The sequence below is a fragment of the Frigoribacterium sp. PhB118 genome (assembly GCF_003751725.1).
In the GTDB taxonomy this organism is placed as follows: Bacteria; Actinomycetota; Actinomycetes; order Actinomycetales; family Microbacteriaceae; genus Frigoribacterium.
Map to the genome: position 1 here is coordinate 1,337,987 of NZ_RKID01000001.1, position 21,014 is coordinate 1,359,000.

General features: G+C 74.5%; 23 protein-coding genes. 13 read left to right on the forward strand and 10 right to left on the reverse strand.

Translation table 11 applies throughout. From position 1 onward, the window contains the following. Positions 1-20: 20 nt before the first annotated feature. A complete protein-coding gene (locus tag EDF21_RS06105; RefSeq protein WP_123570612.1) occupies positions 21-356 on the reverse strand; it encodes a hypothetical protein in 336 nt (111 codons plus the stop codon). A 155-nt stretch (positions 357-511) separates the two neighbouring features. Here EDF21_RS06105 and EDF21_RS06110 point away from each other — a divergent pair, with 155 nt between their 5' ends. Continuing rightward, complete coding sequence (locus EDF21_RS06110) at positions 512-796, forward strand: hypothetical protein (protein WP_043595140.1); 285 nt, start codon at positions 512-514, stop codon at positions 794-796. A 41-nt stretch (positions 797-837) separates the two neighbouring features. Further along, positions 838-1,497, forward strand: coding sequence for a GNAT family N-acetyltransferase (locus EDF21_RS06115; protein WP_123570613.1), 660 nt, complete (start codon positions 838-840; stop codon positions 1,495-1,497). A gap of 158 nt (positions 1,498-1,655) precedes the next feature. Here EDF21_RS06115 and EDF21_RS06120 read toward each other — a convergent pair whose 3' ends face one another. Genes EDF21_RS06120 through EDF21_RS06135 form a run of 4 tightly spaced genes read right to left on the reverse strand, consistent with a single transcriptional unit; the run spans position 1,656 to position 6,110 of the window. Then, on the reverse strand, positions 1,656-2,492 hold the full coding sequence (locus EDF21_RS06120) for a glycosyltransferase family 2 protein (RefSeq protein ID WP_123570614.1): 837 nt from the start codon (positions 2,490-2,492) through the stop codon (positions 1,656-1,658). Next, complete coding sequence (locus tag EDF21_RS06125; RefSeq protein WP_123570615.1) at positions 2,489-3,655, reverse strand: glycosyltransferase; 1,167 nt, start codon at positions 3,653-3,655, stop codon at positions 2,489-2,491. Before EDF21_RS06125 ends, EDF21_RS06120 begins: the two co-directional genes overlap by 4 nt. Beyond that, on the reverse strand, positions 3,652-4,899 hold the full coding sequence (locus EDF21_RS06130) for a glycosyltransferase (protein WP_123570616.1): 1,248 nt from the start codon (positions 4,897-4,899) through the stop codon (positions 3,652-3,654). Before EDF21_RS06130 ends, EDF21_RS06125 begins: the two co-directional genes overlap by 4 nt. Next, positions 4,896-6,110: a glycosyltransferase gene (locus tag EDF21_RS06135; protein ID WP_158612864.1), complete on the reverse strand. Its 1,215-nt coding sequence runs from the start codon at positions 6,108-6,110 to the stop codon at positions 4,896-4,898. Before EDF21_RS06135 ends, EDF21_RS06130 begins: the two co-directional genes overlap by 4 nt. Before the next feature lie 208 nt (positions 6,111-6,318). Between EDF21_RS06135 and EDF21_RS06140 the strand changes: the two genes are divergently transcribed. From EDF21_RS06140 to EDF21_RS06150, 3 genes are read left to right on the forward strand one after another with little or no spacing between them, the layout of a single operon-like run. After that, positions 6,319-7,266, forward strand: a complete 948-nt coding sequence (locus tag EDF21_RS06140; RefSeq protein ID WP_123570618.1) for a WcbI family polysaccharide biosynthesis putative acetyltransferase — start codon at positions 6,319-6,321, stop codon at positions 7,264-7,266. After that, a complete protein-coding gene (locus tag EDF21_RS06145; protein ID WP_148053643.1) occupies positions 7,263-8,501 on the forward strand; it encodes a hypothetical protein in 1,239 nt (412 codons plus the stop codon). The genes EDF21_RS06140 and EDF21_RS06145 overlap by 4 nt, the downstream gene beginning before the upstream one ends. After that, the gene (locus EDF21_RS06150) at positions 8,498-10,093 is read left to right on the forward strand and encodes a glycosyltransferase family 2 protein (protein WP_233568371.1); all 1,596 of its coding nucleotides are present in this window, start codon (positions 8,498-8,500) and stop codon (positions 10,091-10,093) included. The genes EDF21_RS06145 and EDF21_RS06150 overlap by 4 nt, the downstream gene beginning before the upstream one ends. A gap of 17 nt (positions 10,094-10,110) precedes the next feature. On the opposite strand, the gene EDF21_RS06155 is transcribed toward EDF21_RS06150, so the two are convergent. Beyond that, a complete protein-coding gene (locus EDF21_RS06155; RefSeq protein WP_233568372.1) occupies positions 10,111-10,779 on the reverse strand; it encodes an acetyltransferase in 669 nt (222 codons plus the stop codon). 73 nt (positions 10,780-10,852) lie between these two features. Between EDF21_RS06155 and EDF21_RS17030 the strand changes: the two genes are divergently transcribed. The 4 genes from EDF21_RS17030 to EDF21_RS06175 are packed head-to-tail and all read left to right on the forward strand — an operon-like array spanning position 10,853 to position 13,011. Continuing rightward, positions 10,853-11,590 carry a DUF805 domain-containing protein gene (locus EDF21_RS17030; protein WP_123570620.1) on the forward strand — a complete coding sequence of 246 codons (738 nt, stop codon included), beginning with the start codon at positions 10,853-10,855 and terminating at the stop codon, positions 11,588-11,590. Between the two features lie 58 nt (positions 11,591-11,648). After that, entirely contained in the window at positions 11,649-12,245 is a 597-nt protein-coding gene (locus tag EDF21_RS06165) for a hypothetical protein (protein WP_123570621.1), read from the forward strand. Then, complete coding sequence (locus EDF21_RS06170) at positions 12,242-12,505, forward strand: hypothetical protein (RefSeq protein ID WP_123570622.1); 264 nt, start codon at positions 12,242-12,244, stop codon at positions 12,503-12,505. The genes EDF21_RS06165 and EDF21_RS06170 overlap by 4 nt, the downstream gene beginning before the upstream one ends. Next, complete coding sequence (locus EDF21_RS06175) at positions 12,484-13,011, forward strand: GNAT family N-acetyltransferase (protein ID WP_123570623.1); 528 nt, start codon at positions 12,484-12,486, stop codon at positions 13,009-13,011. The genes EDF21_RS06170 and EDF21_RS06175 overlap by 22 nt, the downstream gene beginning before the upstream one ends. Positions 13,012-13,475: 464 nt before the next feature. Here the strand turns inward: EDF21_RS06175 and EDF21_RS06180 are convergent, their stop codons facing one another. After that, entirely contained in the window at positions 13,476-14,105 is a 630-nt protein-coding gene (locus EDF21_RS06180) for a maleylpyruvate isomerase N-terminal domain-containing protein (RefSeq protein ID WP_123570624.1), read from the reverse strand. A gap of 77 nt (positions 14,106-14,182) precedes the next feature. Here EDF21_RS06180 and EDF21_RS06185 point away from each other — a divergent pair, with 77 nt between their 5' ends. Both EDF21_RS06185 and EDF21_RS06190 read left to right on the forward strand, forming a co-directional pair. Beyond that, entirely contained in the window at positions 14,183-14,818 is a 636-nt protein-coding gene (locus tag EDF21_RS06185; RefSeq protein ID WP_082460343.1) for an SRPBCC family protein, read from the forward strand. Beyond that, positions 14,815-15,498: a DUF4166 domain-containing protein gene (locus EDF21_RS06190; RefSeq protein WP_123570625.1), complete on the forward strand. Its 684-nt coding sequence runs from the start codon at positions 14,815-14,817 to the stop codon at positions 15,496-15,498. The genes EDF21_RS06185 and EDF21_RS06190 overlap by 4 nt, the downstream gene beginning before the upstream one ends. A 497-nt stretch (positions 15,499-15,995) precedes the next feature. Here EDF21_RS06190 and EDF21_RS06200 read toward each other — a convergent pair whose 3' ends face one another. After that, positions 15,996-16,685 carry a DUF4232 domain-containing protein gene (locus EDF21_RS06200; protein ID WP_123570627.1) on the reverse strand — a complete coding sequence of 230 codons (690 nt, stop codon included), beginning with the start codon at positions 16,683-16,685 and terminating at the stop codon, positions 15,996-15,998. A gap of 144 nt (positions 16,686-16,829) precedes the next feature. After that, positions 16,830-17,006 carry a CsbD family protein gene (locus EDF21_RS06205; protein ID WP_123570628.1) on the reverse strand — a complete coding sequence of 59 codons (177 nt, stop codon included), beginning with the start codon at positions 17,004-17,006 and terminating at the stop codon, positions 16,830-16,832. Positions 17,007-17,186: 180 nt separating this feature from the next. Here EDF21_RS06205 and EDF21_RS06210 point away from each other — a divergent pair, with 180 nt between their 5' ends. Beyond that, on the forward strand, positions 17,187-18,362 hold the full coding sequence (locus EDF21_RS06210; RefSeq protein ID WP_056046806.1) for a LysM domain-containing protein: 1,176 nt from the start codon (positions 17,187-17,189) through the stop codon (positions 18,360-18,362). Positions 18,363-18,401: 39 nt separating this feature from the next. Beyond that, positions 18,402-19,106: an alpha/beta fold hydrolase gene (locus EDF21_RS06215; RefSeq protein WP_123570852.1), complete on the forward strand. Its 705-nt coding sequence runs from the start codon at positions 18,402-18,404 to the stop codon at positions 19,104-19,106. Here EDF21_RS06215 and EDF21_RS06220 read toward each other — a convergent pair. Beyond that, positions 19,093-20,811: a RecQ family ATP-dependent DNA helicase gene (locus EDF21_RS06220; RefSeq protein WP_123570629.1), complete on the reverse strand. Its 1,719-nt coding sequence runs from the start codon at positions 20,809-20,811 to the stop codon at positions 19,093-19,095. The genes EDF21_RS06215 and EDF21_RS06220 overlap by 14 nt on opposite strands. Between the last annotated feature and the right edge of the window lie 203 nt (positions 20,812-21,014).

The following is a 21,014-nucleotide window of genomic DNA, read 5'->3' on the forward strand; positions in this document are numbered from 1 at the left end:
GGCGTCCCCGGTCGTCGCGGTCAGGCGGTCTCGCCGAGCGTGGCCGGCGCGACGGCGGGGAGGACGTCCTCGGTCCAGTCGACCCTCAGGGAGCCGGACCCCGACCCCGACCAGCCACGCAACTCGGCGCCGACCGTGTCGCGGAACGTGGCCGCCTCGTCCTGGTCGCCCACCACGACGTCGAGCCGCAGCCGCGCCAACTGCTCGGTGACGCGGACCGGCAGGCCCCAGGCCTGCAACACGAGCACCTCGGACGCGGCGCTCAACGCCGGGAAGTGCCGCCGGAGCTTCTGCTCGACGACGTGCAGCACGGCCACCTCGTCGGTGGGGCGGATCACTCCGGTCAGCGAGATCATGCCTGATGGTCCGCCCGGGAGGTTACGGCAGTGTGGCCGCCCGCTGTGAAAGCACCCGGGCCTCGCTTCCTCCCCCGCGGCGGCTTGTCCCCCGACCGGTCCCCCGCGGCCACGACCGTGTTGGCAGATCGGCCCCGGGTGGGCATGATCGTCACATGGCGAAAAAGCTCAAGACGGCCCACCGCGACCTCGTCGAGGCGCTCGACCACCACCGCAAGGTCATGCAAGAGAAACCGCTGTCGAGCAAGCGCGCCGGTCGGGCGACCGCCAAGCTGCGACTCGCCGTCTCGGCCTACTCGGCGGTCGTCGCCGACAAGACGGGCCAGCCCGACCCGTTCGTCGACTACGACGCCCTCGACCCGGCCACCGTCGCGTCCCTCGCCGCCGAACGCGACGCCATCGCCCACAAGAAGTCGTCCGACCAGGGCACGCTCGACTGACCCGGCCGCGCCGCGCCTCCTCGGCTCACTAGGCTCGGGCGATGGACCTCGTCGACGTCTGGCCCCTGTTCCGGTTGTGCCTGCGCACCCCGCGTCTCGAACTCCGGGTGCTGCGGGACGACGATCTGCCCGGCCTCGTCGAGGCGGCAAGGGCCGGCATCCACGACCCCGCCCGCATGCCGTTCTCGGAGCCGTGGACCGACCTGCCCGACGACGAACTCACGGCGGGACTGGCCCGGCACCAATGGCGCCAACGCGCCGCACTCACCCCTGAGTCCTGGTCCCTCAACCTGGTCGCCCGTCGTGACGGGGTCCCGATCGGGATGCAAGACCTGGTCGCCCGCCGGTTCACAACCCTCCGTACCGTCGAGACGGGCTCATGGCTGACCGCTTCGGCCCACGGTCAGGGCCTCGGCACCGAGATGCGCGCCGCGGCGCTGACCTTCGCTTTCGACCACCTCCGCGCCGAGGTCGCGACGTCGAGCGCCGCCGAGTGGAACGCCGCGTCGCTCGGCGTCTCCCGGCGACTCGGATACGTCGACAACGGTGTGTCGCGGGTCGCACCGAGAGGCCAAGCCGAAATCGACCAGCACCTGCTGCTCGAACGCGACTCGTTCGTGCGTCCGTCGTGGACGACGCACGTCGACGGGGCGCCGGAGGCGCGACGGGCGCTGGGCCTCGACGAGACGGCCCTGCGCTGAGAGTCGTTTGCGCCACCGCGGGGTGGCGTCGCACCGCCGACTGGACGTCGCACCGCCCACTTCGACGGTGCGATGCTCAGTCGGCGGTGCGATCCCGGCCCGTGACTCGGGGCGGGCTACTCGGCCCGGCGACTCGGGGCGGGTCAGCCCGGGGCGGGTCAGCTCGGGACGGCCGCGCCCTCGACGATGGTCCAGCCGCCGTCGGCCGCCCGGCGCACCGCGCCGGCCCGCTCGAACGCGTCGAGCCAGCCACCCATCGGCCACTCGCCCCACCGCTCGGCGAAGAGGCCGCCGTTGCGCACGACGTCGGACAGGTGGCGCCACGGCGGTGACGACGTCGGGTGGTACTGGTGGTACGCGTGGGCGCCGCCGACCCAGACGAGCGGGACGTCGAGCGAGCGCGCGGTGAAGGCGAAGTCGGTGTCCTCGCCGCCGTAGCCCTCGTATCGCTCGTCGAAGCCGCCGAGCCGCGCCCAGGCGTCCGGCGTCACCGCGAACGACAGCGACCAGAACAGCGGATAGTCCGCGGCGCCCGCGACGAGCGTCGTCCCCGCAGGAGGCGCGGGTCGCGCCGCGTGCGGAGCGGTCGCCCCCTCGAGCCCCTCGCCGGCGCCGAGCACGAACCCTTCGGGCAGGTAGGTGACGGGTCCGCTCAGGAGAGCCCCCGGGTGGTCGAGCGCCGCCTGTTCGTAGTGGCGGAAGAGGTCGGGGCCGGGGACGCAGTCGGCGTCGAGGAACACGATGAGCGTGGCACCGTGACCGACGGCCGCGTCGGCTCCGCGGTTGCGTCCGGCGGCGAGGCGCAGGCCGTCGGGACCCGGCGGGACGTGCAGGGTCGTGACCCCGGCCAGGGCGGGTACGTCGGGGGCGGGGGTCTCGTCGAGCCAGACGACCACGTGGCCGGCGTCGGGTGCCACCTGCCGGACGAACCGCAGCTGGTTGGCGACGTGCTTCATCCGGGTGGCGGACGCGAGGGTCACCACCACGACGGTCACGAGGCGACCCCCGCGAGGTCGGTGCCGACGGCGAGGTCGGAACCGACGGCGGGCTCGGCGCCGACGACGGGCTCGGCGCGCGCGGGGCCGACGCCGTGCGCGCCCCGACCGGCCACCTCGGCGACCACCGCGGCGGCGCGGGCGGCAGCCCCCTCGACCTGCCACGCCGACCAGTCGGGCCGCAGCCCCCGGGCGCGCTCGACCACCGACGGCCACTCGTCGTCGACGGGCCAGGACGGCGCCACGACGGCGAGGCCGGCCCGGTCGAGCGCCCGGGCGGTCGTGAACTGCTCGTCGAAGGGTCGGGTCTGCGGCACGACCACGGCACGTGCGCCGAGGGCGGCGAGGTCGGCGACGGTGTTCTGGCCGGCCCAGGTCACGATCACCTCGGCCGAGGTCATGGCCTCCCACGGATCGTCGACCCACGTGTCGAGCCCGAGGGCCGACCAGGTCGTGCCGGGCGTGGCCCGAGCCGCGCGGGCGACCGCGGCCGAGAGGTCCCCGTGGTCGCTGCCGCCGGCACCGCCCACGAAGAGGACGCTGCCGGGCACGACGGCCGACCCGCGGTCCGAGGCCCCGCGCCCGTCCTGCCGCGAGATCCCGCCGACCCAGCGCACCTTCTCGGCGACCCGGTCGAGCGCCGACGAGTCGTGCGTCCCGGCGGGCCAGGGCGCGATCACGCGCGACGCCGCGTCATAGGCGAGTCGGTGGGGTTCGTCGGTCCGGTCGCCGGGTTGCGAGACCACGACGACCTCGACGCCGAGCAGCCGCACGAAGAGCGTCACCTCGACCGAGACGTCGACGACCATCGCGTCGAAGGGGCGCCCGCCGTCCGCCGCCCCGGCGATCTCCCCGGCGATGCGGCCCAGGCGGGAGGCGTGCCCGGGGTGCCCCACGGGAGCCCAGTGCAGCAGGCCTCCCACGGTCGGCGAGGCGTCGGCGGGGTGACGGACCACGCCGTCCGGGCCCGTGGTCGGGGCGTCGTCGCGCTCGAGTTCGATCCAGGTGGTGTCGTCCGGCAGGTCGACGGGGGCGCTCAGCGAACTGAAGACGACGACGTCGGCGTCGAGGTGCGGCCGGACGGCCGAGAAGCGGGTGCGGTGCCCGGCACCGTGGTGGTGCACGTACCAGCCGACGAGGGGGCGGGCGACCGTCGAGGTCACGCCGTCACGACCCGTCGGCCCGTGCCGGCCGGGCGCACGGCCGACAGGCCGCCGGCGAGGGACGAGGAGGCACGGTGCCGGCCACCCACGCCGGTCGGCTCCGTCGCCGCGACGGCGGACGTGCCCGGCGCGCGCTCGTCCGAGGCCACGACGTCGGCGTACAGCCGCTCGAGGACGGCGGCCCGGGCTCGCAGCGAGAACCGGTCGACGGCGTCCTGCCGCACGGTGCGGCGGGCGTCGGCGTCCGTCCCGACCCGGCGCAGCAGGTCGTCGGCCGCGCGCGCCATGCCGTCGAGGTCGCCGGCGGGGACCAGGGCGGCCCCGACCGAACCCGCCACGACCTCGGGGACTCCCCCGACGGCGAACGAGACGACCGGCGTGCCGGTGACCAGCGCCTCCGCGATGACGAGTCCGAAGGGCTCCTCCCACACGGGCGTGACGAGGGCGCAGCCGCTGTGGCCGACGAGGGCCGCGAGCTCGGGCTGGCGCAGTTCGCCGACGTAGTGGGCGGTGGCTCCGAGGTGCGGGGCGACCTCGGTCTCGAAGTAGTCGACGTCGCCGATGCGACCGGCGATCACGAGGCGGCGCCCGGCGCGACGGGCGACCTCGAGGGCGAGGTGCAGCCCCTTCTCGGGGACGATGCGGCCAGACCAGACGAGGTCGTCGCCCCCGGGTCCGAAGCCCCACCGCTCGGTGTCGACGCCGTTCGGCAGGACGCTCGCCTCGACGCCCTCCCTCGCCCAGGCGGCGGCGGTGTGGCCGCTGACGGCGACGAAGCGGCTGCGCGGCCCGGTGGACGAGCGGTGCGCGGCGAGCATGGCGGGCAGGGTCGGCGTGTGCAGCGTGCTGACCATCGGCACGCCGATGCGGTCGGCCCGGGCGAGCGGGGCGCCGTGCAGGCTGTGGTTGTCGACGAGGTCGTAGTCGTCGGCGTGGTCGGCGACGAACTGCAGGGCGCGTTCGAGCGCCGGCAGCGCGCGCTCGAGGTAGCCGTCGGGGTAGGTCGTGTCGGTCGCCTCGGCCGGGTCGTCGAAGACCACGGCGGGCAGGACGAACTCGGGCGGGCTCTGGTCGAGGTGGTCGGACCCCTCGGTGGCGATCAGCGAGACGCGGTGACCGCGCTCGCGCAGGGTGCGCACCTGGTGGTGGACCGACGACTCGAGTCCGCCGGCGAACGGCTCGCGGATCGGGTAGCGCAGGGGCGCCACGACGACGATGCGCAGGGGCCGGGAGGCGCGGGTCACGCCGTCACCGCCGCGGCCGTCGCGAGGGCGCGCTCGTACACCGCGAGGTGCGCGGCGGCCACGTCGTGGCGTTGTCGTCGCCGCACGGACCGACGTTGCCGCTGCAGGGCGGCGCGGTGCGGGGTGCCGCGGCGCGAGGCCGGCACCCGGGCCGGGGCGTCGTGTGCGTCGGCGGTCTCGTCGACGGCGTGCGGGCTGACCAGGGCGATGACGGCCGCGGCCAGCGACGCGGGGTCGTCGAGGTCGAAGGAGGCGGTGGTCCCACGGTCGGGGTGCTGCGCCGCGGCGTGGCCGACGCGGGGCGCGGCGACCGGGACGGCGAGGTCCCAGCACAGCTCGACCCAGCCCGAGTGCGTGCCGTGGCGGTACGGCAGCACCGAGACGTCCAGGTCGGCGAGCGACCGCTCGAGCCGGGCGTCGGTCAGGCGCGGGTGCTCGGCGAGGGACGCCGACGGGCCGGCGGCCCGGACGAGCTCGCGGATGCGCTCGGCCTGCTCGGGGTCGCGCACGCGCTCGTTCAGGTCGACCCGCGCCTCCACGGCGGCACCGGTGGCGCGCAGGGCGTCGACCGCCGCGAGCAGGGTGCGGACGGTCTCGACGCCCGCGACGTTGGGGCGCAGGTCGCGGAGGTGGACCCCGACGACGACCGTGTCACCGGGTGTGCCGACCGGCAGCTCGACCTCGGGGTCGACGATGGCCGGATGCGCGATGACGGTCGGGCGACGACCCCAACGGGCCTCGACCTCGTCGGCGGCCGCGTCGGTGAGGGTGATCAACTCGTCGGCGGCCGGGATCAGCACGTCGAGGTGCTCGACGTGGGGCGCCTGGTCGACGAGCTGCGGGTTCGTCAGGTCGTGCACCGTGTACACGAGCGGCTTGCGCAGGTCGCGCAGGGCCTCGACGACGGCGACGAGGTGGGCGGTGGGGTACGACTCGGTGCCGAAGTGCACGTGCAGCAGGTCGATCTCATCGGCGTGGGCGCGGAGCCAGTCGGCGTCCAGCACCACCGGGGGCCACCAGCGGTCGGGCTCGGCGGGGTCGGGCAGCGGGTCGGCGAGGTGGACGACGCGGCCGGAGGCGTCGTCGGGGTCGAGCAACGAGCGGACGTACGGGTGGCCGGCCGGGACGGAGGCCACGCGGAGGGGCGCGACGACGGTCTCGTCGGACGCGGGGGCCGTGGTCGACGGCGACGTCGGGGCGTGATGGGTCATCGGGGCCTCCTCGGCGTGATCAGGTCGCTCGCCGTGGCGGACCGGCGCGAGGCCTGTCTCGCGGGACGACGAGCACCCGCGACGATGCGGGTGAGGTGTGCCGGGGCTGGCGGCGGGAAAGGATGACGCGACCGGGGAAGTCGCTGTTGACTCAACATAGGCCCGCGCGACCCCCTTTGTCCGTTCCGAGCGAGGGCCGGAGGGAAGCATGTCCGAACAGCGAACCGAACCCGACGGCCGCACCCGTCACTACGGCGACTTCTACGGTCTGAGCGAGCCGGAGGGCGACGGGGCGATCGCCCTCGTGGTGGGCAACTGCCAGGCCGAGTCGCTGCGGATCTTCCTCGACGGCGCGGGCCTCACGACCGTCCGGATGCCGCCCGTGCACGAGCTCACGGCCGCCGACCTGCCGCAGCTCGGCCGGTGGCTCGGCCGGGCCGGGCTGCTGGTCTCGCAACCGGTGCGCGACGACTACCACGACCTCCCGCTCGGCACGGCCCAGCTGGCCGCGATGCTGCCCCGGGAGGCGCGGGTCGTCCGGGTGCCCGTCGTCCGGTTCGCGGGCCTCTACCCCGCGCACGTCATCGTGCGCCCGCCGAGCGACGTCTCGCTCGTGCCGCCCGTGGTCGAGTACCACGACGTCCGGCTGATCGCCGAGGCCGCCGGGCGGCCCCTCCCGGGAGGCGCCCTGACGCCCGCCGTCGTCCGGTCGGTCGCCGAGCAGTCGCTGGCCGAGCTGCGGAAGCGCGAGGTCGCCCACGACAGCGTCGTCGCGTCGGACCTGTTCGAGGTCGGCGCGGGCGACGACGGGGCCGGCACGCCGCGCTTCGACCAGATGCGCACCCTGAACCACCCCGGCAACCCGGTCTGGACGGCCCTCGCCTCGCGCGTCCGCGAGCGCCTCGGCCTGCCCGAGCACGTCGTCGACCCGGGCCGACCCGTGCTGGCGAGCGTGCACGCCCCGCGCGAGCAGGCGGTGATCGACGCCTGGGGCCTCGACGACGAGGCGACCGACCACTGGGTCGTCGGCGGTGAGCGCGTCGACGCCGACGAGGTCCGTCGGGCACACCTCGCCTGGTACGCCGAGCACCCGGACGCGGTCGAGGCCGCCCTGGCCCGGCACGCCGACGCGTTCGCGTTGTGGGGTGCGGCGTGAGCGGCGGGGCGGTCGATCCCTCGACCCGCGAGGCGACCGCGCGCGACTCGGCCCGGTCGACCGCGCGGGACGGTGCGGCGGCCACGATCGACCTCGTCGAGCTGCCCGTGGTGGTCACGCACCACGATCCGCAGCACGGCGTCGCGACCTACGCGGCCCAGATCGCCGCGACGGTCGAGGCCCGCACCGGTCGGCACCTCGCCCTCGACGTCGCCGACCTGCTCGACGTGCCGGACGTCGAGGAGGGCGACGACGCGGGCCCGGCCGACAGCGTCGACGTCGGCGTCCCGCGGGCCCACCTGCAGTTCACCGACCGGCTCTGGGGCCCCTCGCCGACCGCGGCGGCCGACGTCGTCGAGCACCTGGCCGACACGACGGCGCTCACGGTCACCCTGCACGACCTGCCGCAGCCGTCGGACGGCGAGCGCAACCTGAGGAGGCGCGGTGAGGCCTACGGTCGCGTGGTGGCCGCCGCGCGAGGCGTCGTGGTCAACAGCGACCACGAGCGCTCCCTCCTGCGCGAGTGGGTCGGCTTCGACGGCCCGGTCGAGGTGATCCCCCTGCCGGTCGACCGGCACCCCCTGCCGCCGGAGCGGACCGGGCCGGCCGGGCTCCCCGAGCCCGCCGGGCCGGCCTGGCTCCCCGAGCCGGACGGCGACGTCGCGGTCATCGGCTTCTTCTACCCGGGCAAGGGGCACGCCGAGGTGGTGGCGGCCGTGGCCGGACTCGCGGCCGCGCGGCTCGACGCCGCCGGCGACCGGGGCGGCAACGGGGCGACGCGACCGGACGCGCGGGCGACCGGCGTCGTGGCGCTCGGCCGCGCCTCCTCGGGGCACGAGGCCGAGCTGCAGCAGCTGGTCGACGAGGCGGCGGCGCTCGGCGTGCCGTTCGGCGCGACGGGCTACCTCGACGACGCGACGCTTCTCGACCGCGCCCGGCGCGCGTCGGTGCCCGTGGCGGCGCACCAGCACGTGTCGGCCTCCGGATCGATCGCGACCTGGATCGCGGCCGGGCGACGACCGCTCGTGCCCGACACGAGGTACTCGCGCGAGATGGCCGCCCTCCGGCCGGGCACGCTCACGCTCTACCCCCAAGGCGGTCTGGCGACGGCGATCGCGACCGCCCTGGCCGACCCGGCGTCGACCTGGCTCGACGACGACGCCCGGACCCTGCCCGGCCTCGACGAGGTGGCCGACGCCTACGCGGCGTGGTGGGCCGAGGGGGTGCGCTGGTGAGCCGCGACGCCGGGTCGCCGGTGTCCGACGCGACCGACACCGCGCCTCCTGCGGGCGGACGGTTCGTCGTCGGCAACGCGTGGGACGCCCTCGACGGGGTGTGGCCCGACCTGCCGCCGCTCGTGTCGGTGGTCGTCGTGCACTACCGCCAGCAGGCCGAGCTCGACCGGACGCTGGCGGCGCTCGCGCGTCAGAGCTACCCGGCCGAACGGCTCGAGGTGATCGTCGTCGACGACGGATCGCCGACGCCACCCACCGTGCCCGAGGGGGTGCGGCTGATCGTGCAGGAGGACCTCGGGTTCCGGCTCTCGGCCGCCCGCAACGTCGGCGTCGCCGCGTCGTCGGGGTCGGTGCTGTGCTTCGTCGACGCCGACACGTCACCCGAGCCGGACTACGTGCTACGGCTGACCCGGCTGCCGGCGCTCGCCCCCGAGGCGGTGACGGTCGGCCAGCGGAAGCACGCGGACTTCGCGGGGGTGCTGGGTGGCGACGGCGGCGCAGGTGACGGCGTGGCCGGCGTCGGCGGTGACGGCGTCGCCGTGCCGGTGTCGGAGCCGGTCGAGGTGGCCGGGCCGGCCCACGAGCTGGAGCAGCCGCGCTGGTTGCAGCAGGCGTACGGCTGGTCGGCCGACCTGCTGCACGCCGACGACCGGTCGTACCGCCACCTGATCGGGGCGGTCACCTGCTGCACCCGCTGGTTCTTCGACCAGGTCGGCGGCTTCGACGAGTCGTTCACGAGCTACGGCGGCGAGGACTGGGAGTGGGCCCACCGCGCGTGGCTCGCCGGCGGCGTGTTCGCGCACGTGCCGGGCGCCGTGGCGTGGCACGACGGGCCGGACTGGGCCGGACGGGCCACGGGTGCCGGCGCCGGGTCGGCGGCCTCGGCGGGGTCGGTGGCGTCGGCGGCGTCGGCAGGGTCGGCGGTCGCTCGCGAGGACGAGGAGGCGCGGCGTCAGGCCGAGAAGAACGGCGAGACCCTGCGCCTCGCGGACCTGATCGCCGTGCGCGGCTCGCGTGGGTTCGGAGTGCGGAGTCGCGCGGTGGACGTCTGCGTCGACCTGGTCGCCTCCGTCAGGACGTCGATCTCGGCCGGTGCGGCGTTCGTGGCGGTCGACAGCGTGCTGGCGGCGATGCCGGACGCGACGGTCGTGGTGCCGGACGACGTGGCCCCGGTCTTCGAGGCGGACCAGCGGGTGCGAGGACGCTCGTCGGACGCTGCCGCCGCGGCGCTGGGCGGTGCCCGGGTGGTCGTGACGCTCGACGGGCCCGTGCGGGTACTGCCCGCGGTGGAGGCCGGCGGCTCGGACGACGCCCGGGTGCAGGCCCTGGCCGCTGCGGTCGGCCTCGGGGACGACGTCGCGCGGGACCTTCGGACGGCGACGGACGCGGTGGGCGTCGGGTCGCTCGGCACGCTCGAGTTGGCGGACCCGTCGGGCCGCGTGCTCGTGACGGTCGAGTCGCGTCGCGCCGTCCTGCGCGCCCGACGCTGGGGGGCGGGCGTCGCGTTCGTCTCGCACCGCGCCTCCGTGGACTGGCTGACGCCCGTCACGGGCGAGCCGAGCGTCGCCGCCTACCTCGGCGGCTGGGGCTGATCCCGGGGCCCGCGCGATCACTCCCGCGGTCGCGTCGAGTGGTCCCCCATCGTCCTTCGTCGGCCGACGAGGGACGATTCGGGACCACTCGACCGACGTTCAGGGGGTGGGTGCGACCAGGGTGAGCCAGCCCTCGTCGACGACGTAGCCGAGGGAGGCGTTCGTGGCGACGATCGCGAGGTTGTCGACGGACCTCCTGTGCGGAAGCGGAGCACGCCGGCGTCGAGGAGGGCCAGCACCGACGCGGCCTTGACCGCCGCGGCGAGGCCTCGACCGCGGTGATCGGGGTGCACGACGGTGACGTCCGTCTCGGCGGTGGGACCGTCGAGGTCGACGACGGTCAGGCCGACGAGGCGACCCGTCGACGTGAGGGCACCCCAGGCCCGGCGGGTCGGTCCGGGTGTCGCCGACGACCGGTCGAAGGGCTCGTGCCGTGTGGCCACGCTGCCCGGGTAGCCGTCGAGGGTCTGCGCGTCGAGAGCGAGGACGTCGTCGACGTCGTGCGGACCGAGCTCGCGGGTCGTGACGTCGGCGACCCTGCCGGACGCGAGGGCGCGGAGGCGGTCACGGTCGACGCGGTCGCCGTCGAGCCGGGCACCGAACGACCGGGCCGCGACGGTCCACCCGGCGCGGAGGAGCGCGGCGGCCTCGGGCGAATCGTCACGGAGGACGGCCGGTGTCTTCACGGTCCGATGGTACGACGCCCCCGCTCGGTAGGGTGGTCGGGTCGCGGTGGGCGGCGCGGACGAGGGGGATCTCATGAGCGACCAGAACGACGGAACGGACCAGCGGGGCGGGCAGCCGCAGCAGCCGCCCTACGGGCAGCCCTCCTACGGGCAGCCGACGCCCCCGCCCTACGGGCAGCAGTCGCCTCCGCCCTACGGGCAGCAGCCGCCTCCGCCCTACGGGCAGCAGCCGCCTCCGCCGTACGGGCAGCAGCCGCCCTACGGGCAGCCGACGCCTCCGCCGTACGGGCAGCAGCCCGGGTACGGCCTCCCCCCATACGCACAGCCCTCGTACGGACAGCCGCCGCAGGGGTCGCCCTCCGGCCCGGGCGGGTCGGTCCCCCTCTGGGCGCCGCTGTACGGGGCGGGCCCGGTCGTCGCGGTGAAGCGGTTCTTCCTCAAGTACGCCGACTTCACGGGGCGCGCGAGCCGCAGCGAGTACTGGTGGGTGGTCCTCGCGAACACGGTCCTCTACTTCGTCCTCGGCATCGTCGGGTTCCTCGCGGGCCTCCCGGGGAGCACGACCGACTACGACGGCACCCTCGAACCCGGACCCGGTTCCATCCCCTTCGGCTTCGTCTTCGCGATCCTCTTCTTCGGGACGATCGTGCCGTTCCTCTCCCTCGGAGCGCGGCGACTCCACGACATCGACCTCAGCGGGTGGTTGCTGCTCATCAACCTCGTCCCGTACCTCGGCGGATTCGTCCTCTTCATCCTGTCGCTGCTCGGCCCGAAGCCCGGCGGCGCCCGGTTCGACCGGCCCCGGGCCTGACGGCACCCCAGCCCGGGCGCGGTGACGGCGGCGGACGCGTCACGGTAGTTTCTCGACCATGAGCGCTCCCGACGCCCGCGTGCCCGACGACCGACGTGCCCTCGTCCAGCCGGAGCTGCGCCCCGGCGAGCACCTGCTCTGGTCGGGCGGCCCGGACGAGAGCGTGACCTTCGGTCGCAACGACCTGTTCCTCGTGCCGTTCAGTCTGCTGTGGTGCGGGTTCGCGATCTTCTGGGAGGTCTCCGCGCTGCGCGACGGGGCGTCGTGGTTCTTCGTCGCCTTCGGTGGGGTCTTCGTGGCGATCGGCCTCTTCTTCGTGGTCGGCAGGTTCCTGCTCAAGCGGGCCCGGAAGGCGAAGACGGGTTACGCGGTCACCGACCAGCGGTCGTTCCTGGTCGTCGGGTCGACGGTCCACCAGGCGCCGGCGAAGCAGCAGAACCAAGAGGTCTCGTGGTCCCGGGACCGCACCCACGTCAGCGTGGACTGGACGGACTCGATCACGGGGAACACCCCGTTCGGCGCACGGCAGCGTGGCCTGACCAACACGGGCCTCGACGGGGTCATGGCCCCGCTGCCGATGACCTTCGTGGACGTGCGCGACGGCGAGGCGCTGCTGCGCGCGCTCGACGAGGCCGGGCGTCCGGAGGCGCGGTGAGGGCCAGCCGCGGATTGCTCCGTCGACGAGAGGCGGACGTCGACGAACCCCGCCGCAGTCAGGCCTGGCGTGACCTCGTCGACCGGGTGCTCGTCGAGCTCGACGCACTCGATCCCTACGGGCTCGTGCCGAGCGTCGAGGACGGCGCCCCGTGGGACGAGTACGAACCCGAGGTCGTCCCGATGACGACGGCGACGACGAGGACTTCGGGCCGCGTCTCCGGCGGTACCGTGAACCCGTGTCCTCCCACCTCCGCCTGATCGAGCCGCGAGACGCCCCCGAGTTGGCCCGGGCGTTGACGCGCAACCGTGAGTTCCTGGCGCCCTGGGACCCCGTGCGCGGTGACGCCTACTTCACGCCCGAGGGGCAGCTGTCGGTGATCTCGTCGCTGCTGGCGCAACGATCCCGCGGCGAGGCGCAGCCGTTCGTCATCGTCGACGAGGGTGCCGTGGTGGGCCGGCTGACCCTCAGCGGGATCGCCCGTGGCCCCTTCCGGTCCTGTGACCTGGGCTACTGGCTGTCGGAGGACCGCAACGGGCGCGGCATCATGACCTCGGCCGTCGGCGAGGCCGTCGACTGGGCGTTCGGCGACGCCGGCCTCCACCGCGTCCAGGCGGGGACGCTCCGTCACAACGTCGCCTCACAGCGGGTCCTGCGGAAGGCCGGTTTCGAGCAGTACGGCATCGCACCGTCCTACCTCGAGATCGCGGGCCGCTGGCAGGACCACGTCCTCTTCCAGCGGGTCGACGACTCGACCGGACGGTGATCCGTCCAGGACAGGCTCGGTCGTTCCCTTGGGGGGTGTGACCCCGCCATCCGTTCGATCCGGACACCCGCCGCGACACCGGCCCGGAACTGCCGACACCGACACCGACAGCGCCCCCCCGTCGGCAACTCCTGGCTCCCGTCGCGGTACCTCTCCTCCCCCGGTGGTCCCGGTACTCCGTCCCAGCACCGGCCCGGAGTTGCCGACACCGACAACGGCGGCATGCTCGACATCCGCTTCGACCTGAACGCCTGTCCGCCCACCCCCTTGCACGCGGCACGCGTCCCGCCCCAGGTCAACAAATCCTGACTCCTGTCGCAGCCGCTCCCCTCCCTCGCGGAAGCCGGCACCCCGCCGCAGCACCAGCCCGGAATTGCCGACACCGACACCGACACCGACACCGACAGTCGAACCCGGACCCGCGAGGGCCCGCTCCGTCGTCCGACAGCGGACCGGCGGCCCCGTCAGAGCACCGTGTACCCGGCGGCGAGCGCCGAGCGACCCGTCAGGGCCGTCAGGAGGCGCGGCGCGTCAGCCCACGGAGCATCGGCCACGAGGGCCCCGAGCACCACCAGCGCCTGACGACCCGCGACCTCGGGCGCCTGCCCGTCGAGCCCGGCGGCCGCCCTGAGGTCGCCCGTGTGCACCACGAGCTCGACGACGCGCGTCGGGAGGTACGCCTCGAGCCGCCATTCGCCGACCGGCGTCTCCACCCGCGCGTCCGCGGTCCGTGCAGCCACCACGCCGGTCACCCGTCGCACGACGGCGTCGATGCTCTCGGGCAGGTGGGCGCCGAGGTCCCGTCCTGCCTGCCGCCTCCGCTCGGCGACCTCGTCCGGGTCGGCACGCCCGCACCGGACCGCCCGGTAGTAGTCGACGGTCCGGTGGCCGGAATCCGACGACCCGGGCCGCAGGTACTGCTCGACCGTGAGCAGGGCCCGCGACGTGTGGCCGACGAGGTCGCGGTGGTTCCACTCGCCGAGGGCCGGGGCGTCCCAGAGGGCCGGCGGCCGGTCCAGCTCGTGCACCGTCTCGGCGAACCATCGCGCCGCCGCCCCGAACGCGTCGCGGACCGTCCCGAAGCTCTCGTCCATGGGGTGAGCCTAGATCCGGCCGTGACCTGCGTCGCGGGGTGTCCACCCGGCCGTCACCATGCCCTAGCCTCGCCATCGTGGGGAAACGTCAGATCTACGTCGAGACCGTGATCGACGCCGACCTCGACCGGGTCTGGGCCGCCACGCAGGACCCCGCGCAGCACGTCCGCTGGGACGTCCGCTTCTCGAGCATCACCCCCGGGCCGCCGGACGCCGACGGGTCGACCCCGTTCCGCTACGTCCGCCGCACGCCCGTCCACACCGTCCGGGGCACGGGCGTCAGCATCGGCGAGCGCCACGGCCGGGACGGTTCGCGCACGTCCGCCCTGCGCTTCGCGACCGACGACGTCCTCTCGCCGATCCGGGCCGGTCGCGGGTACTGGCGCTACGTCCCCACCGCCGACGGACGGACGCGCTTCGTGACCGGCTACGACTACGACCCGGGTTGGGGCCCGCTCGACCTGGTCGTGCGTCCGCTGCTCGGTTGGGCGACGGCGTACAGCTTCGACCGCCTGCGCCTTTGGCTCGAGACCGGCCGCGAACCCGAGCGGTGGCCGCTCGCCTGCGCTCTCGCGTTCTGGCGTCCGGACCGCCCCCGCGCCTCCCGCACCCTGCGTGCGCCCGCCGGCGGCACGCGCGCGGGCGACCACCTGAAGGAGGCGCCGGTCACCCTGGCCGCGCTGCCCGACCCCGCGAGGCGGTCACCCCGATGACGTCGATCTTCGAGCAGGCCCTCGGCGAGGACTTCCCGCGTCTGCACCCGATGATGCAGCGACGTTTCGGCGTCGGTCTCGACTCGGGCGAGGCCTGCGTGGGCCGGGGGGTCATGTCGTCGATCCGGCGGGGCCCGTGGTGGACGGTCCCGTTCTTGCAGATCGGGCGGTTGCGCAACATCCTGGTGCCCGACGTCGGCCACGACGTGCCCTTCGTCATCGAGAACTACCCGTACCGCGACGCACTCGGACGCGAGACGGTCACCTTCGTCCGCTCGTACTCGGTGCCGCGCCGCCGCGCGGGAAGACGGCCGGTCCGATTCGACGCGACGATGGTGCTCGACCGGGGGCGGGTGCTCGACTACCTCGGCACACACCAGCACCTCGCGGTCGACCTCGACCTGTCGGTCGACGACCGCGGCGGCCTCGTGCTGCGATCCGGGGCGCAGCGCTTCCACGAGGGCCCCGTCTCGTTCCGCTTCCCGATGCTGTTCAGCGGTCGGGCCGAGTTGCACGAGTGGTGGTCCGACGACGACGAGTCGTTCCACGTCGACCTCGAGGTGCACAACCACCGCTTCGGATTCCTCTTCGGCTACCGCGGCGCCTTCACCTGCGAGTGGGTCGCCGCCTCCGATGCGCCCACCCGTCTCAAGCCGCGACGCACCGAGGCGCGTCTCTAGGCCCCGGAGCGGAGCGTGCGTCCCGTCCCCCCTGTCGGCAAGTCCTGGCTCCCGTCACGCCCGCACCCGTCCCACGCCGACCCACGCCCCCCACCGCAGCACCGCCCAGGAATTGCCGACACCGCGACCGCAACACCGGCACGGCACCGTACCCGGCATCGGCACCGGCACCGGCACCGGCACCGGCATCGGCATCGGCATCGGCATCGGCATCAAACCCTGTCGGCAAGTCCTGGCTCCCGTCACGCCCGCACCCGTCCCGCGCCGATCCTCGCACCCCATCGCAGCACCAGCCAGGAATTGCCGACACCGACACCGACATAGACACCGCCAACGACCCAGGCCCCGGCCCCGGCCCCGGCACGCCCGTCGAGACGTCCGTGGACGTCGGGCCGTCGGACCGTCGGCCGCGGAAGGACGATCCCCATCCGCCCGGCCGCGATGCCGGCCGGACCCGCGTGCCGCCGAGCCCGCGTGCCGGCCGAGCCAGCGTGCCGTCAGAACGTGGCCAGGGCGCTCACCCTCATCTGCTGCACTCGGGCGTTCGCACACGCCTCGAAGCTCGACCCCGAGGCGGGGACGAAGATCGACTCGAGCGAGCCCGGCGGGTAGACGCGGAACCCGTCCGTCGCCTGCGGGCGGCACTCGGACGCGTCGTAGTTCCCCGTCTGGGCGATCTGCACGATCGTCTGCACCTCGGCACCGGGGGCGAGCGCGTGGGCCTCGTGCGGCGTCGAGCGGTCGAGCGCGGCCGAGGCGCCGATCTGGGTGCCGTTCCCGTCCCCGACGAACGAGACGCCGGGCCAGCCCTGGAGGGTGCAGGAGCGCTGACCGCCGTTGGTCAGGATGATCGCGACGCCGTAGCTGCCGGCCGCACCCCCGCCTCCGTCGGCGATCTCGGCGGTGAGTTCGCCCACCGTGCACCTCGAGGCCGCGTCACCCGGGGCACCGTCGCCCAGGTCGCCGCCACCGCCGGACGCCCCGTCGGGACCCGGCGTCGCCGTGGGAGAGGAGGCGCTGGTCGGCGAGTCGGTCGCCGACGAGCCGGTCGTCGGTGAGGCCGTGACGGTCACGGTGGGGGCCGCCGTCGTCTCGGGGCCGCCCGGGGCCGAACAGCCCGAGAGCACGACGGCGAAGGACGCCACGACGACCGCGGCGGGGACGAGGGAACGGAACGGACGCTTCATGTCTCCACCGAAGCACGCTCGGCCAGGTTCTTGCACACTCTGCACCTTTACCCGCTCGTTCCCCGGTCTCCGCCGGGACGACGAAGGGCCCGACATCCGCGGATGCCGGGCCCTTCGTGGTGCCGACCGGAGTCGGTGGGACGATCAGTTCTTGCCGAGGTCGTCCTTGGCCTTCTCGGTCTCGAGACGCTCGTCGCTCATGTGCTGGTCCTTGTGACCCTGCTTCGTGAGCTCTTCGTCGTCCGTGCTCTTGCCGACGGCCTCTTCGGCCTTGCCGGCGGCCTTCTGGACGAAATCTTTTGCCTTGTCACCAACGGACATGACGTACCTCCTGGTTGTCGGTCGACCGGACTGACCCGGTACACCCGTGACGGTAGGCCGGGTGTCCGCGGGCCGTCGGGGTTCACAGGCTGTTCCAGGTTCGTACCCGGACCGGGACCCGACCGATCGGTCTCGACCCGGTCCACGCCGTCGCCTAGGATCGTCGCCGAGGGGGGCACCATGGCACGACACACACCGGGGGCGGGCGACGACGAGGGAGTCACGCCCGGTCACGAACCCTTCGCGCCCCCCGCGTCCGACACCGACGACGACGCCGTCACGGTCGACGCGTCGGACGCTGCCGGACCCCGACTCGTCGCCTGGTCGCACCCCGGCACCGCGGGTTCGGCCACCACCGTCGGCACGGCCAGCGCTGCCTCGGCCGACCCGGTCGGCGCGACCGACGACGACGAGGACGGCGAACCCGCCCCCCGGTCCCGCCGTCGCCGCCTCGCCGTCATCGGCGGCGTCGTCGCCGCCGCGGCCCTCGTCGCCGTGGTCGTGAGCGCGGTCCTGTCCACGAACGGCTCCGCCCCGCTCGCGGCCGGGGCACCGACCGGGTCCGCGAGCCCGACCACGATCGCCCGCACCTCGACACCCACCCCGAGTGCCTCCCCGTCGCCGATGCCGACCGCCCCCGCCACGCCCTCGCCCCGGGCGGCCACCCCGCCGCCCGAGGACGCTGCAGTGCCGGCGCCGTTCATCACCCCGGTGCCCGCGGGCACGGTCGTCGCCGAGTCCGACGTGGCGTCCCCCAAGGGCAGCATCCACTTCCACTACCGGGTGGTCGCCACCGGCGACGGCACCTACACGACCGACGTGACCGACTTCACCTCGAGCCTGCCCGTGCCGGTGGGGGTGTCGTTCTACCAGGTCGCTCCGTCCGTCGGCGACGGCATCACCTTCGGAGGCGACGGGGGTTCCGAGATCGGGGGGCCCACCGCGACCCCGGCATCGGCGTCCTGGAGCTTCGGAGCCGTCACCCAGCCGTCGTACCTCTCGACCCTCGTCGTCCACTCGACCAGCACCTCCCCGGACGTCCCCGTCGAGATCTCGGCCGGGAAGGTGCTCGCCGTCGCCCCGGTCGCCTGGTCGGTGCCGCCGCGTGGGACGAACATCGCCCCGGTCGACTCGGGTGCGGTGGCCTTCGCCACGGGAGCGCTCGAGGCGACCACGGCGTCCGGTTCGCCCAAGCGGTACACCGTCGCGCCCGACGACCTCATCGACGCCGTCGCCCGGCGCTTCGGCATCTCGGTCTCGGCGCTCCTCTACATGAACCAGGGCCTCCAGGTCATCGACGACGCGCAGCACCTGTTCGCGGGCACGACGCTCGTCCTCGACCCCGACAGCGTCTGAGCCGGGACGTCCCGCACGACGACGCCTAGGGTCGGGGTGGTGCCCCGCCTCCCCGTGCTCGTCCGTCACGCCGTGTGGTGGGTGCAGGACTACGCCTACGCCGCCGTCTGGCAGGTGAGGGCCGTCACGAGTCCTCGCGACCCGGAGCGCTACCTCGGCGGCACCGGTCGGCCCGTGCTCGTCGTCCCCGGCGTGTGGGAGACCTGGGCCTTCCTCCGACCGATGATCGAACGCCTGCACGCCGAGGGCCACCCCGTGCACGTGCTCGACGACCTGCGATGGAACAGCCGTCCGGTCGAGGCCACCGCCCGCGACGTCGCCGCCCACCTGCTCGCTCACGGACTCACCGACGTCGTGATCGTCGCCCACAGCAAGGGCGGCCTGATCGGCAAGTACGTCATGGCGCTGCTCGACGAGACCCGCCGCGTGCGGTCGATGGTCGCCGTCTGCTCGCCGTTCTCGGGGTCGCGCTACGCCACCTGGCTGGTGCTGCCCGCCCTCCGGGCCTTCTCACCCCGCGACGCGACGACGATGCGGCTCGCTCGGGACGAGTCGGTCAACGGCCGCATCACCTCGGTCTTCGGCGAGTTCGACCCCCACATCCCCGAGGGCAGCGAACTGCCCGGCGCCGTCAACGTGCGCCTCCACGCGGGCGGACACTTCCGGGTGCTGGCCCACCCCCGGACGATCGCCACCGTCCTCGCCGCCGCCGGCGAGCCCGTCGAGCCGGTCAGGCCGGCGTGAGCAGGTCGTGTGCGAGCACGTCGGCGACGGCCAGCACCTTGTAGCCCTCGCTCTCGAAGAACACCGTCATGCGGTCGGCGTCGGTGCTCATCACGGTGCCCTCGCCCCAGGTCGCGTGCACGACGCGGGCGTCGGGCGCGAACGCAGGAGGCGCGGTGTCGGTGACGTCGTCCTGCTCGCCTCCGCGCGCCTCCCGGGGGTCGCCTGCCCTCTCGGCGGCCCGGCAGCCGTCGCAGTTGCCGCACCGCTCGGGCGAGTCCTCGCCGAAGTAGCCGAGCAGGAAGTGCCGACGGCAGCCGGGCGCCTCGGCGAAGGTGCGCATCATCTCGATGCGCGAGCGCTCGACCCGGTCGCGGGTCTCGGCGACCCCGCGCGCCGCCTCGGCGGCACTCCGGGCGTCGAAGCCGTCGACCGGCTCGAACCCCTTCGTCGACTCGGACAGGGCACCGCCCTCGAGCAGCAGGTCGATGAGGCGCGAGACCGTGCGTACGCCGAGGGCCAGCTGGTCCGACACCTCCGATCGCCGGACGGGCCGACCCGCCGCCGAGAGCGCGGTGAAGACCCCCCGAAGGTCTGCTCGCCCGGGCAGGCCCGAAGCGAAGAACGAGCGCAGCGAGAGGTCTTCGGGGCGGTAGTGGAGGGTCGCGGTGGCGGGGTCGCCGTCGCGCCCGGCCCGGCCGATCTCCTGGTAGTACGAGTCGAGCGAGTCGGGCACGTCGGCGTGCACGACGAACCGGACGTCGGGCTTGTCGATCCCCATGCCGAACGCGCTCGTGGCCACCACCACGTCGACCTCTCCGGCATGGAACCGCTCGTGCAGTTCGCCCCGCTCGGCCGAGCGCTGGCCGCCGTGGTATCCCACGACGGTGCGGTCGGGGCAGCGCTCGGCGATCGCGGCGGCGTAGTGCTCGGTCGCCTTGCGGGTGGCGACGTAGACGATGCCCGGCGTCGTCGAGGCGGCCACCTGCTCGACCACGGCGCGGGCCTTCTCGTCGTCGTCCTCATGCCGCACGACCTCGAGGGAGAGGGTGGGCCGGTCGAAGCCGTGGCTCAGCACGAGCGGGTCGTCGAGGCGGAGGCGTTCGACGATCTCGTCCCGCACCGGGCCCGACCCGGTCGCCGTGAGGGCCAGCACGGTGGGACCCCCGAGTTGCTCGACGACCTCGCCGAGGTGCAGGTAGTCGGGCCGGAAGTCGTGCCCCCACGACGAGACGCAGTGCGCCTCGTCGACGACGAAGAGGGCGACCCCGGCGTCGCTCAGGCGGTCGACGGTCTCGTCCCGGGCGAGCTGCTCGGGGGCGAGGAATACGTACGTGACCTCTCCGGCGGCGAGGCGCTCCCAGCCCTCGTCGTTCTCGGCGTCGGTGTGGCCCGAGTTGATCGCGACGGCGGGCGGGGCGTCGGGGCGTCCGACGAGTCCCGCGACCTGGTCCGCCTGCAAGGCGATCAACGGCGAGACGACGACCGTGGGCCCGTCGAGCACGGCGCCGGCCACCTGGTAGATCGCCGATTTGCCGAATCCCGTGGGCATGACCGCGAGGGTGTCCCGGCCGGCGACCACCGCCTCCAGGGCCTCGAGCTGGGCGGGGTGCAGGTCGGTCCAACCGAAGAGGTCGGCGGCGGCACGGGTGATGTCGTCGGTGCGGGCGGTGCTCGTGCGGGCGGTGCTCGTGCGGGTGTGTGCGGGGCGCGTCGTCGTGCTCATGTGGTCCTCGTTCCGGTGGGGCAGAGGTCCATCCCAGGCACGTGCGGGGCGACACGCGCAGGGCTGCCAGGCGATGCCCGGCCCTGCGTACCCCACCCGCCGCGGGTCGCGCATGCTACCCCTCGGTGGGCCCGCCGCGCCTCCCGCGCACCGGCCCCGCGCCGCCCGCCACGGGCGGAGGCGCGGGTCCAGCCGTCGCGGAC

Coding starts and splice junctions, on each gene's coding strand:
- EDF21_RS17030 (WP_123570620.1), top strand. CDS start 10,853: ATGAGCGACCAGAACGACGGAACGGACCAGCGGGGCGGGCAGCCGCAG.
- EDF21_RS06200 (WP_123570627.1), bottom strand. CDS start 16,685: ATGAAGCGTCCGTTCCGTTCCCTCGTCCCCGCCGCGGTCGTCGTGGCG.
- EDF21_RS06105 (WP_123570612.1), bottom strand. CDS start 356: ATGATCTCGCTGACCGGAGTGATCCGCCCCACCGACGAGGTGGCCGTG.
- EDF21_RS06110 (WP_043595140.1), top strand. CDS start 512: ATGGCGAAAAAGCTCAAGACGGCCCACCGCGACCTCGTCGAGGCGCTC.
- EDF21_RS06205 (WP_123570628.1), bottom strand. CDS start 17,006: ATGTCCGTTGGTGACAAGGCAAAAGATTTCGTCCAGAAGGCCGCCGGC.
- EDF21_RS06210 (WP_056046806.1), top strand. CDS start 17,187: ATGGCACGACACACACCGGGGGCGGGCGACGACGAGGGAGTCACGCCC.
- EDF21_RS06180 (WP_123570624.1), bottom strand. CDS start 14,105: ATGGACGAGAGCTTCGGGACGGTCCGCGACGCGTTCGGGGCGGCGGCG.
- EDF21_RS06220 (WP_123570629.1), bottom strand. CDS start 20,811: ATGAGCACGACGACGCGCCCCGCACACACCCGCACGAGCACCGCCCGC.
- EDF21_RS06115 (WP_123570613.1), top strand. CDS start 838: ATGGACCTCGTCGACGTCTGGCCCCTGTTCCGGTTGTGCCTGCGCACC.
- EDF21_RS06190 (WP_123570625.1), top strand. CDS start 14,815: ATGACGTCGATCTTCGAGCAGGCCCTCGGCGAGGACTTCCCGCGTCTG.
- EDF21_RS06165 (WP_123570621.1), top strand. CDS start 11,649: ATGAGCGCTCCCGACGCCCGCGTGCCCGACGACCGACGTGCCCTCGTC.
- EDF21_RS06140 (WP_123570618.1), top strand. CDS start 6,319: ATGTCCGAACAGCGAACCGAACCCGACGGCCGCACCCGTCACTACGGC.
- EDF21_RS06135 (WP_158612864.1), bottom strand. CDS start 6,110: ATGACCCATCACGCCCCGACGTCGCCGTCGACCACGGCCCCCGCGTCC.